The organism is Streptococcus sp. 5905 (assembly GCF_013276505.1).
Taxonomy (GTDB): domain Bacteria; phylum Bacillota; class Bacilli; order Lactobacillales; family Streptococcaceae; genus Streptococcus.
This window is the reverse complement of the sequence record NZ_VMLC01000002.1, coordinates 25,733-38,056: the sequence shown is the minus strand read 5'-3', so window position 1 is coordinate 38,056 and position 12,324 is coordinate 25,733. Positions and strand designations below refer to the sequence as shown.

12 protein-coding genes are annotated in these 12,324 nt (G+C 40.0%); all 12 read right to left on the bottom strand.

Going from position 1 to position 12,324, the window contains the following annotated elements; all coding sequences use genetic code 11:
- Positions 1-105 precede the first annotated feature (105 nt).
- Positions 106-1,533, bottom strand: a complete 1,428-nt coding sequence (locus HT680_RS04945; protein ID WP_173258705.1) for a cytosine permease — start codon at positions 1,531-1,533, stop codon at positions 106-108.
- A gap of 471 nt (positions 1,534-2,004) precedes the next feature.
- Positions 2,005-3,432 carry a cytosine permease gene (locus tag HT680_RS04940; RefSeq protein ID WP_125448114.1) on the bottom strand — a complete coding sequence of 476 codons (1,428 nt, stop codon included), beginning with the start codon at positions 3,430-3,432 and terminating at the stop codon, positions 2,005-2,007.
- Position 3,433: 1 nt separating this feature from the next.
- The gene (locus HT680_RS04935) at positions 3,434-3,619 is read right to left on the bottom strand and encodes a hypothetical protein (protein ID WP_060805305.1); all 186 of its coding nucleotides are present in this window, start codon (positions 3,617-3,619) and stop codon (positions 3,434-3,436) included.
- A 1-nt stretch (position 3,620) separates the two neighbouring features.
- On the bottom strand, positions 3,621-5,399 hold the full coding sequence (locus tag HT680_RS04930) for a phosphotransferase (protein ID WP_173258703.1): 1,779 nt from the start codon (positions 5,397-5,399) through the stop codon (positions 3,621-3,623).
- Between the two features lie 459 nt (positions 5,400-5,858).
- Complete coding sequence (locus tag HT680_RS04925; RefSeq protein ID WP_000062210.1) at positions 5,859-6,569, bottom strand: ABC transporter ATP-binding protein; 711 nt, start codon at positions 6,567-6,569, stop codon at positions 5,859-5,861.
- Positions 6,569-7,333: an ABC transporter ATP-binding protein gene (locus HT680_RS04920; RefSeq protein WP_061418122.1), complete on the bottom strand. Its 765-nt coding sequence runs from the start codon at positions 7,331-7,333 to the stop codon at positions 6,569-6,571. The genes HT680_RS04925 and HT680_RS04920 overlap by 1 nt, the downstream gene beginning before the upstream one ends.
- Entirely contained in the window at positions 7,333-8,289 is a 957-nt protein-coding gene (locus HT680_RS04915) for a branched-chain amino acid ABC transporter permease (RefSeq protein ID WP_000856261.1), read from the bottom strand. The genes HT680_RS04920 and HT680_RS04915 overlap by 1 nt, the downstream gene beginning before the upstream one ends.
- A 3-nt stretch (positions 8,290-8,292) precedes the next feature.
- Positions 8,293-9,162 carry a branched-chain amino acid ABC transporter permease gene (locus tag HT680_RS04910; RefSeq protein ID WP_000941418.1) on the bottom strand — a complete coding sequence of 290 codons (870 nt, stop codon included), beginning with the start codon at positions 9,160-9,162 and terminating at the stop codon, positions 8,293-8,295.
- A gap of 118 nt (positions 9,163-9,280) precedes the next feature.
- Positions 9,281-10,441 carry an ABC transporter substrate-binding protein gene (locus HT680_RS04905; protein WP_000726138.1) on the bottom strand — a complete coding sequence of 387 codons (1,161 nt, stop codon included), beginning with the start codon at positions 10,439-10,441 and terminating at the stop codon, positions 9,281-9,283.
- Positions 10,442-10,528: 87 nt separating this feature from the next.
- Positions 10,529-10,798: a YlbG family protein gene (locus HT680_RS04900; RefSeq protein WP_125424566.1), complete on the bottom strand. Its 270-nt coding sequence runs from the start codon at positions 10,796-10,798 to the stop codon at positions 10,529-10,531.
- Between the two features lie 78 nt (positions 10,799-10,876).
- Positions 10,877-11,467, bottom strand: a complete 591-nt coding sequence (gene clpP / locus HT680_RS04895; RefSeq protein ID WP_000613470.1) for an ATP-dependent Clp protease proteolytic subunit ClpP — start codon at positions 11,465-11,467, stop codon at positions 10,877-10,879.
- A 178-nt stretch (positions 11,468-11,645) separates the two neighbouring features.
- Positions 11,646-12,275: a uracil phosphoribosyltransferase gene (upp, locus tag HT680_RS04890; protein WP_084926127.1), complete on the bottom strand. Its 630-nt coding sequence runs from the start codon at positions 12,273-12,275 to the stop codon at positions 11,646-11,648.
- Positions 12,276-12,324: the final 49 nt, after the last annotated feature.

The window sequence follows — 12,324 nt, the reverse complement described above, 5'->3', positions numbered from 1 at the left end:
AATTATACACTTTCTTACAAAAACTATCAAACGCTTTCATCTCTTTTTCAAGATTTTGTAACATTCAATCACAAAAAAAGAGAGAAACAGCCTTCTCTCTTAAACTTAAATCGTAACGGAATCTTTATCCTTAATCATATAGCATTTTAAAGGAGTTAAGCTAGCTAGCCAGTACAATAGACCACCAAAGATCGCAGTAAAGCCACTACCAGTTGTGAGCAAGAACATAGGACTCTGGATATGCTTTGTTATAGGGTTGTAAACAAATAGTACTGCAACTAACAAGGAAATGATTACACAAGATAATCCTACCAGATTAAATCCTTTGGTAAACTCATAGGCGTCATGTCCTTCAAGGAAATAGGCTGAACGCAAATCGAGTTTTCGTTTTCTTAAGATAAAATAGTCAACAACGATCATTCCGATAATGGGTCCTTGAATATAGGCCGCCAGCGAGATGAAGGAACCGAAGTATTCATCCACTCCTCCCCAAATCGTAAGTAGGCTCACATAAACCATGGCAATCCAAACCATTAGTTTATAACTTACTTTGGGCATCCCGCTTTTTACAATCATACAGTTCACATACGATCCTGTACCCTGAGTTCCAATATTGGCAAAGGCTACTAATAGTAAACTTAAAAGCGCAAAGGCTGGTGTGCTTAGAGTTGAAAGCATGGTTGTTGGGTCACTTTCATAGACACCTGTTTTGACAAACATAGCCAAAGCCATGACTCCACCTGTCGCAGCAAAGAATGGCGCAACAACCCCGTATGACAAGGCTGTAGCCCAATAGCCACTGCGTTCTGATTTTGCCAAACGTGGTAAGACAAAGGCTTGTGTAGACCAAGAAAAGGCTACGGCCACATTTCCTTCCCCTGACATCATAAAACGTTCAATCGGTGTCAAATTTTCTTGGATGGCAGGTTGGACATTCATAATATCCGTTATAGGAACGGCGACAAAGCAGATTCCAACGATGATTAGCCCAACAAATAACAAGGCAACCACCAGAAAGCGATTAGTGCCTTTAATTACCTCTGGCCCCCCAAGAGCAATCAGCGTTCCAAGGAGAACACAGAGGGTACCTAGAATCGGTGCCCATACTCCCTTGTCTAAACCAAGCCCAAAATTATTTGCCAAATGAATCATGGAGCTGGCAAAAAGATTAGCGGTAACAGCGTACCAACCAAAATTTGCCAGACTAATCACGGTTGATAGAACGGCCACCCCTTTTCTACCTAGAACGGCTCTCAACCAAATCCATAAATCAATTCCATATTTAACCGCAAACAAGATTGGGAGACATTCAATAAAGACCCAGATAATGTTGAAACTAAAAATATTAATCAACATTTGATTAAAGGTCAAATATTGAGCCACATAAGCTCCTTGGGTATAACACCAAGTTGCGATGGCAAAACCACTTGTCGATAAGAAGAGATCCCAGAAAGAATACTGACGATCCTTGTTGGTCATGGGAACGATTCCCGTTATGGTCTCCTGTTGAATGAAGTCATTCATCTTGGACATTTTATTGAATACCTCCTGTCATGGCTAGGATAATCAGAATATGATTAACTAGAATCATATCAATTACTTATGTAAAATAAACTTTTAAGAAAGGGGAGATAAATACACATAGATTAAGGCTTTCATTTTTCTAGTCATTTTTTAGTTTCACCTACAACTAATTGTTCAAGTTCAATACCAATTCTCATTTTGTCAGTCCTCCGACTAAAAATTAATTTTAGTTGACCATACTGCCCACTATAGTTGTACTAAATATAGAGAAACTTTCCTAATAGATTTACTTAAAATAACCCTCACAAAAGAGTGATAGTATGATGTTCCAAACACCTGAGCTAGATAGCTGTATTTCGTTTTCACGTTTGGAATTTCTTCTACAGAAATTTCAAATACCTGTTCAGCCTATTCTACCTTATCAATAAAGATTTTATAAATTCTCTAGTAAGGGGGACGTTTCTAATCAATCCTCTATCCTTAAATCGTAACGGAATCTCGATCCTTGATCATATAGCGTTTTAATGGAGTTAAGCTAGCTAGCCAGTACAATAAACCTCCAAAAATCGCAGTAAAGCCACTACCCGTTGTGATTAAAAAGATTGGGCTTTGAATCTGTGCTGTTACAGGGTTATAAACAAATAGTACCGCTACCAATAAGGAAATAAATACGCAAGACAAGCCAACCAAGTTAAATCCTTTAGTAAACTCGTAAGCATCGTGTCCTTCAAGGAAATAAGCTGAACGCAAATCGAGTTTTCGTTTTCTTAAGATAAAGTAGTCAACAACGATCATACCAATAATTGGTCCCTGAATATAAGCGGCTAGTGAAATGAAGGAACCGAAGTACTCTTCTACCCCTCCCCAGATAGTGAGTAGACTCACGTAAACCATAGCAATCCAAACCATTAGTTTATAGCTTACTTTTGGCATCCCGCTTTTTACAATCATACAGTTCACGTACGATCCTGTCCCCTGGGTTCCAATATTGGCAAAGGCTACTAGTAGTAGACTTAAGAGGGCAAAGGCTGGTGTGCTTAGAGTTGATAGCATGGTTGTTGGATCACTTTCATAAACACCTGTTTTGACAAACATGGCTAGAGCCATGACTCCACCTGTCGCAACGAAGAATGGAGCCACAACTCCGTATGATAAGGCTGTAGCCCAATAACCACTGCGTTCTGATTTTGCTAAACGTGGTAAAACCAATGCCTGTGTAGACCAAGAGAAGGCAAAAGCAACATTTCCTTCTCCAGAGAGCATGAAGCGTTCTAATGGCGTTAAATCTCCTTGAGTGGCTGGTTGGATATTCATAATATCCGTTATAGGAACGGCGACAAAGCAGATTCCAACGATAATCAGACCGACAATCAACAGGGCGATTACCAAGAATCGATTGGTCCATTTAATCACTTCTGGACCTCCAAGGGCAATTAGCGTTCCAAGAAGAACACAGAGTGTACCAAGAATCGGTGCCCATACTCCCTTGTCTAAACCAAGTCCAAAATTATTTCCCAAATGGATCATAGAATTGGCAAAAAGGTTAGCCGCAACGGCGTACCAGCCAAAGTTAGCCAAGCTAATAATAGTTGACAGCAAGGCTACTCCTTTTTTTCCGAGGACAGCTCTCAACCAAATCCACAAATCAATTCCATATTTAACCGCAAACAGAATTGGGAGACATTCAATAAAGACCCAGATAATGTTAAAACTAAAAATATTAATCAACATCTGATTAAAAGTCAAATATTGAGCCACATAAGCCCCTTGGGTATAACACCAAGTAGCAATGGCAAAACCACTTGTTGACAGAAAGAGATCCCAGAAAGAATACTGACGATCCTTATTGGTCATGGGAACAATTCCCGTTATCGTCTCCTGTTGAATAAAGTCATTCATCTTAGACATTTTATTGAATACCTCCTGTCATGGCTAGAATAATCAGAATAAGGTTAATTAGAACTAAGACGATGACTATAGTAAAATCACTTTTTAGAAATGGCTGAGCAAACACATAGTTTGGAGATTCCATTTCTTCTAGCCTTCTTTTCGTTTCATTTGCTATTAATTCTTCAATTTCTGATGTCGGTTTCATCTCAATTCTCCTCTAAGTATAAATCTAATGCAAGTTTTCCATACTGCTTGGTATAACGATACCAGATATAAAGAAATTCGCCTACTGGTTTTCCAACGCTTTCTTGGAATAGGGCCCACAAGAACCAATAATATGAAGTTACTGATACATAGGCAAAATAGTGACGTTTGGTTTTCTTATCTGGAACCTCTTGTAGATAGATTTCAAGTACCTTTTCGGCTTCTTCTACTGTATAATTTGAACATCCAATAAAGGTCCCTAAATCTCCTGCTGGATCTCCCATACCAGAATATTCCCAATCAATCAGGCTCATTTCGCCAGCTTCATTCAACAAGAAATTCGGGCTATAAGAATCTCCGTGGCAGAGAACCTTTTTCGCTTGATCTTCTTGTAAAAGCTTCTCGAGAACTGAGACATTCTGATCCAACTCTTCAAGTCCATCAAATTCAAAACGATTGCTAGCCTTTAATTTTTGTCTAAAATCATCAATTCCCTCAAATTGGTCAAAGGAATGTCCCGTTTTTTCTCCAGATTGGTGCAAGCGTCTCAAGAGTTCCATTGCTTTTGCTACATCATCCCAATTATCATAATCTAGTTGCTTGGCGTTAGGGATAAATTCTGAAATTTTCCAGCCCTCATCCTTGTTCATGGCAACAAAGGTACGGTCAATCTTCAATTTTGCAGCAATTTCCATGGAAGCCGCTTCACTAGCACGATCAATATAATTCTCCGTTCCTCTACCTGGATGACGGTAAACATATTTCTTCCCTAGGCAGTCAAATGAAAACGAAGTGTTGGTTAAACCGTCTTTTAGAGGTTTGATATTGACAATATCTGAAGCTACACATCCCAATGTCTTACAGATGTTATCAATGATTTCCGAATTAGTATTCACCAAATAGTGTTCATCAAACTGACGCAACTCATCTAGTGAATCAAACTCCTTAACAATGTCTGCTGAATAATGCCGAGCTTCCAAAGGAAGTTCCTTGACGTGACGACTATAATAATCTTCCCAGAGCTGTTCGCGATATGGTTCGTGCTTAAATTCAGTTTCTAAAATATCTACGAACTTTTCACTAAATGCACGATCAAAATAAACGTGCCCCACCATAGCCCAAGTATTCGTCCCACCGATTTGAATATCGATAATCGTGTGATTGGAGTCTTCCTTAGAGCAGTATTCGTCTGTGTCCCCTTCTGCAAATATAGTCGAATAATAACCTCTGTAAATGTATCGCTCAAACGGATTTTCCACAAAATAATTATCCGAAGAGCAAATATAAGTGTTAGAAAGTTGATCTCTGACTAGCATGAGAGAAGAACAGTTGTTGTACTTGTAGTAATCATTATTTACAACGATTTTAACACCAAATTTTTCTGCCAGATAGAACATTTTTTCTTGCAGATATCCTACAATAACTGTAATGTCCTCTATCCCAGCTTCTTGCAATTGCTTGATTTCTCTCTCAATCAAACGCTCACCTTTAACTTGAAGCAATCCTTTAGGTAGCTCATAAGACAAAGGAGCAAAGCGGCTACTCATACCTGCAGCCATGATAATGGCATTCTTCACCTGATACGGAGCCAAAGCCTCCTCACCTAAGTCAGTTAAGTGATTTTCCTCACTGATCCACTTCTCTTCTTTACATTCCTTGAGAAGATTATTTACCGTCCCCAAAGCGATGTCTAGCTGTTCAGCCAATTGTCTCTGCGTAAAGTTTTCGTCTTTGTGAGTCAACAAAAAACGTAAAAGTTTAAATTGTTTTTCTGATAGCATATCTTCAGCCTCTTTGTTCAATATTTTTGTTTATTTAATTATATAATGAACACGTGCTTTTGTCAAGTTAGATTCTATATTAAGAAAACGGATGCTCAAATCAGGCCCATCAAAATAGTAAGCAAACGAAAAAAGAGCCCCAAATTGGAGCTCTCCAAACTTATACGCCAACTAAAACAATCCACTGGATTTGACGATTGCTTGCACAATCTCCATCTGTGACCTAAACTAGTCTCCCAGACTATATGAAAATTGCTTCCGCAACTCTCATCCACCGGCTAAAACAATCCAGTGGATTGGATGATTGCTTACGTAATCCTTATCTGCCGACTAAAAAGGTCCCCCGGTTTATAGGGGAATTGCTTTCGCAACTCTCATCCACCGACTAAAACAATCCACTGGATCTGATGATTGCTACGCAATCTCTATCTGCCGACTAAAAAGGTCCCCCGGACCTTTTTAGCCACCTAGATATGCTTTTCTGACTTCGTCTGATGCTGCGAGTTCTTTTCCTGTTCCTGATAGGACAATCTTACCTGTTTCAAGCACATAACCTCGGTCAGAGATAGCAAGGGCCTTGTTAGCGTTCTGTTCAATTAGGAGAACCGTTGTTCCTTGCTTCTGAATATCTTGAATGATATCAAAAATTTCTTGGATAAAGATAGGAGCAAGTCCCATTGATGGTTCGTCCAAGAGAAGAAGCTTAGGCGTAGACATGAGAGCGCGTCCCATAGCCAGCATCTGCTGTTCACCACCTGAAAGGGTCGCCGCATCTTGGTTTTTGCGTTCTTCAAGACGTGGGAAGCGTGAGAAAACTTTTTTCAAGTTAGCTTGATTTTCTTCACGATTTTTCTTCAAGAAAGCTCCCATTTCTAGATTTTCCATAACAGTCAAGCCTGGAAAAACATGGCGTCCCTCAGGAACTTGTGAAAGGCCACCTGCCACGATTTTTTGCGCTGGCATCTTTTGAATTTCTTTTCCTAAAAACTGAATTTTACCAGCACTTGGACGAACCAAACCTGAAAGGGTACGAAGAATGGTTGTTTTACCAGCACCATTGGCACCAATCAAGGAAACAACTTCACCTTCATTAACCTCGAAACTTACATCACGAACTGCTTGGATCATACCGTAATGCACAGAGAGGTTTTCAACTTTTAACATAGACATTAGGCTTCACCTCCTAGATAAGCTTCGATAACGCGTTTGTTGTTCTTGATCTCATCTGGAGTCCCATGAGCGATCAAACGACCATATTCAAGAACATAGATACGCTCAGTGACTTCCATAACCAAATTCATGTCATGTTCGATAAGCATGATGGTAATTTTAAATTCATCTTTGATACGACGGATCAATTCTGTCAATTCAGCTGTTTCTTGTGGATTCATCCCAGCTGCAGGCTCATCCAAAAAGAGGATTTTAGGTTCAGTTGCCAGAGCACGAACGATTTCTAATCGACGTTGTTGACCATAGGCAAGATTCTTAGCAAGAGTATCTGCGTCACTATCCAAATCAAAGATCTTCAGCAAGTCCAAAGCTTTGCTTTTTAATTCTTCCTCATTCTTATAAAAAGCTGGCAGACGTAGAAAGCTCGCAAGGACATGCTGTTTATGATGATTGCTAAATGCAATCAAAACATTTTCCAAAACTGTCAAGTCCTTGAACAAACGAATATTTTGGAAAGTACGACTGAGACCAAGTGAAGCAATCTTATAGGGAGTTTTCCCATTTAGGAGGTGACCATCTAGTGTCACCGTACCTTCGCTTGGTTCATAAACGCCAGTCAGGAGATTGAAAAGGGTTGTTTTACCTGCCCCGTTTGGTCCAATCAGACCAACCAACTCTCCCTCGTTCAATTCAAGAGTGACATCTCCAACAGCTGTTAGACCGCCAAAATGTTTGGTTAACTGTTTAACTTCAAGTAATGCCATTAGTTTTGTCCCTCCTTCTTAGATTTTTTAAAGAAACGTGATAGACTCAATTCCCATGTCCCAAGAAGTCCACCTGGTCTGAAAATCATCACCAATACAAGAGCCAAAGCGTAGATGATCATACGTACGCTAGCTACATCTTGAAGGAGCATATTTAAAATTCCTAAAACAATCGCTGAAACGATGGTACCAGTAATAGACCCAAGTCCACCAAATACAACGATAATCAATACGTTGATGGAATTAATAAAGGTGTAATCTTTTGGGACAACAGATCCGATAAAACCAGCCTGAAGTGAACCAGCAATACTTGCTGTAATAGCACCAAAGACAAAAGCGATAATCTTGATCTTTGTAGTGTTTACCCCAACGGACTCTGCAGCAATCTCATCCTCACGAACAGATAGAGTAGAGCGTCCAATTGGACTACGTAAGAAGTTGAGGGTTGCAATAGTTGTGATAATTACAAAAAGATAAACCATCTGCCAGTTGGTAAAGTTTGGAATACCCAAGATACCAGCAGCACCGTTGGTCAAACTTCCACCGTTAATGATAAAGATACGAATGATTTCTGAAACACCTAGTGTCGCAACAGCCAGGTAGTCACCCTTCAAACGGAGTGTCGGAATCCCAACGAGCAAAGCGACTGCACCAGAAATCAAGGCACCCAAGACCATTGCTCCAAAGAAGGCACCATAGGTTGGTGATTTTGAGCCAATAATCGCTGCTGCATAAGCCCCAATCGCCATAAAACCTGCATGACCGAGTGAGAATTGTCCTGAAAAACCAACAATTAGGTTCAAACCTACTGCAAGGATGATATTAATCCCAATTTGTTCTAAAATTTGGACATGGAATAGATTGAGAACACCAGCAGAAACCAATACGCTAATCAATCCATAACCCGCTAACAGAAGGAATAACCAGAGAATATTTACTTTAAGATTTGTCTTCATTGTTTACACCTTCTCTTTCACATTCTTGCCGAGGATACCTGCAGGACGAACAATCAGAATCAAAAGTAAGATTCCATATACGATAGCATCACGGAAATCAGACATACCAAAGGCAGTTGCAAATGTTTCCAACAAACCAATAACAAATCCCCCTAGAGCTGCACCAGGAATAATCCCGATACCACCAAGAACGGCCGCAACGAATGATTTTAGACCTGGAGTCACACCCATCAACGGTTCAAGAGAGTTGTAGTAAAGGGCAATGAGGACACCTGCTGCACCAGCAAGAGCTGAACCCAAAGCAAAGGTAAAGCTGATTGTACGATTTACATTAATTCCCATCAATTGAGCAGCGTCACTATCAACTGATACCGCACGCATGGCTTTCCCCATTTTTGTTTTTTGAACAATCACTTGCAATAAAATCATCAGGAGTAAGGAAACTGCTAAAATCATTAACTGGACGTTTGTCAAGCTGATTGGCCCCAAATCATAGCGAACTGTTTGAATGGCTTGAGGAAAGGCGCGAGTATTGGCACCGACCAAGTAAACCATCCCGTATTCCAGTAGGAAAGACACTCCGATGGCAGTAATCAATACAGCAATACGTGTAGAGTGTCGCAAAGGACGGTAGGCAAGAAATTCAATCACAACACCAAGCAGTGCGGTTCCTACCATTGAAATAATCAAAGCTAAAAAGAAATTCATTTGGAAAGAATTAATCAAAAAGTAACCAATAAAGGCACCCATCATATAAATATCACCGTGGGCGAAGTTGATGAGTTTGATAATTCCATAAACCATGGTATAACCCAGGGCCAAAAGTGCATAAACACTACCCAGAATTAAACCATTCACAAGTTGTTGGAGCATAGCATTCACTCTTTTCTATCGTTATTTTTAGAAAATTTCTCAATTTTCACAAGTTCATAAACACCGAAACAGGGAGTGAGTCAAAGGCTCATTCCCTATTTCAGCTACTATTCTAATGTTATGGTTTTACAACTTCTGCTGCTTCCACTTTACCATTGTTCATGGTCATCATGTAAGCAGTTTTCACTGTGTTGTGATCTGCATCAAAGCTCGTTTGACCAGTCACACCATCAAAGTCTTTGGTTTTAGCAAGGTTGTCCTTGATTTCACCTGAGTTTTTAGCACCTTTTGCAGCATTAGCTACTAGGTAAACTGAGTCATAGGCCAAAGCTGAGAATGTTGAAGGTTCTTCATTGTATTTAGCACGGTAGGCTTCAAGGAAAGCTTTAGCTTTTGCAGAAACATCAACTGTAGTTGAGAATCCTGAGATGAAGTAAATGTTTGATGCTCTTTCAGCAGTTGCTTGTTGAACAAATTCTTCACCGTTAAAGCCGTCACCACCAACGATAGGTTTATCAATTCCCATACCACGCGCTTGGTTTACGATTTTACCTGCTTCTGTGTAGTAACCTGGAACAACGATAGCGTCAAACTCTTTCCCTTTCATTTTAGTAAGGGCTGCTTGGAAGTCTGTATCACCTGCCACAAAAGTTTCATCTGCTACAATCTCACCCTTGTAGGCTTCGCGGAAAGATTTGGCAATACCTTTAGCATAGTCACTTGCATTGTCCGTATAAAGAACAACCTTCTTAGCATTCAATTTATTTGTCACATAGTTTGAAATAATCTTCCCTTGGAAGCTATCTTGGAAAGTTCCGATAAATAGATATTCTTGACCTTTGGTCAATCCATCTTGAGTCGCACTTGGTGAGATCAATGGCACTCCTGCTTGAGTAGCGTTGGCTACAGCTGCAGCAGTTGCACCAGATGTCGCAGGTCCTACGATAGCTGTAACTTTTGATTGGGTAACTAGGTTAGTTGTAACAGAGGCAGCCTCAGCAGTTTCAGATTTGTTATCTTTATCCACAACTTCTATTTGTTTTCCATCGATACCACCTGCAGCATTGATTTCATCAACAGCAAGTTGAGCACCTTTTTGTTCAGAAGTACCATAGGCAGCTACAGCACCTGTTTCTTCAAAGTTAAAACCGATTTTGATAGTCTTTTCGTCTACTGGGTTACCAGTTGTATTTGACGCTCCTGACTTGACCTCTCCACAAGCAGCGAGAAGAGCTACGCTAGCAAGAGCCACAAAAGATAGGGCAAATTTTTTCTTCATTTTTAATCTCCTTATAGTTGTTTCAAAAATAGTATGTTAAGAATATACCGAATTATCAGAAAATTGTCAACACATTTATCTCATTTTTTAAATGATAACGTTTTCCTCAGTGCGATAGAGATTGCCAACAAAGGGAGTTTCTAACTCTTGAATGTGGCAACGTCTTATTTTTTTGATAAATCTTTCCTTACCTAATCTCTCAACTAAGTCATCTAGCTCCTCAGTTGGAACATAGAGCTGCAAGTAACGATGTTTTTTGGAATGGTAACAGATATCACCGTATTCCTGAAGTTTTTTTGCATCACGATTATAGTAAAGATAGATGATTAATCCTGATCGATTTGTTTTTTCAAGCATGAGGGATCCTCTTTCTAAGAAATCTTCCCCTATTATACCAAAAAAAGCAAACTCCGTCGAGTTTGCTTTCTAGGTTGCTTAGCTCAAAGAATTGTTGGCCATGATTTCATCAATGAAGCCATATTCGAGCGTTTCTTGGGCACTCATCCAGTAATCACGTTCAGCATCTGCATGAATTTGCTCAACTGATTTACCTGAGTTAGTCGCAAGGATTTGCTCCAAAGTCTTACGAGTTTTGAGCAAGTGTTCTGCAGCGATTGCCATATCTGTTTGTTGGGTACCACCACCTGTACCACCCATTGGTTGGTGAATCATGTACTCTGCATTTGGAAGCATGAAGCGTTTGCCTTTTGCTCCACTTGATGCAATAACAGTCCCCATAGATGCAGCCATTCCCATCACGATGGTTTGGACATCTGCCTTGATAAAGTTCATGGTATCAACGATTGCCAAACCAGCTGACACAGAACCTCCAGGTGTATTGACATAAAGGTAAATATCCTTTGTACTATCTTGGGCATCCAAGAAAAGTAATTGGGCGATAACGGAGTTGGCCATGTTGTCTTCGACTGGCCCAGTTAGCATGATGATGCGGTCTTTCAGAAGACGAGAGTAAATGTCATAGGAACGTTCTCCACGGCTTGTTTGTTCAATAACTACAGGAATCATTCATTTCTCCTTTTAATGTTGAATTTTCTTAGTCATGCGACTCAATACAGAACTATTATATCTTTTTGGTCAAAAAAGGTCAAATTTTTGCTCTATACTATCGACAGAATCAAAAATTCAACCTCCTCGCGAAATTAGAAACATCCTCCAATTTCATCTTTAAGACTCTATCTGAGTCTTATTTCGTACCGAACAAGCGGTCTCCAGCATCTCCGAGACCTGGAACAATATAGCCATGTTCATTCAAGTGTTCGTCCAGAGCTGCTGTAAAGATTTCGACATCTGGGTGAGCTGCTTGAAGAGCTTTCACTCCTTCTGGAGCAGCTACTAGGCAGACAAACTTGATGTTTGATGCCCCACGTTTTTTAAGCGAGTCAACAGCCAAGATAGCTGATCCACCTGTTGCAAGCATTGGATCGACGACAAAGATTTGACGTTGGTCAATATCCTCAGGCAATTTCACCAAGTATTCAACTGGTTGAAGGGTTTCTTCATCACGGTACATACCAATATGACCAACTTTTGCTGCTGGAACCAAGCTCAAGAGTCCATCTACCATCCCGATACCTGCACGCAAGATTGGGACAATCGCCAATTTTTTACCAGCCAATTGTTTTTGAACGGTCTTTGTGATAGGTGTTTCGATTTCCACGTCTTCAAGTGGAAGATCACGAAGTACTTCATATCCCATCAACATTGCAATCTCATCTACTAGCTCACGAAAAGCTTTTGTAGAAGTGTCTGTACGACGCAAGATTGACAATTTATGCTGAATCAGTGGATGATTAATGACTTCAAGTTTTCCCATTTTCTGAATTCCTTCTTTCAATTTATTCTTCTTATTATATCAAAAAACG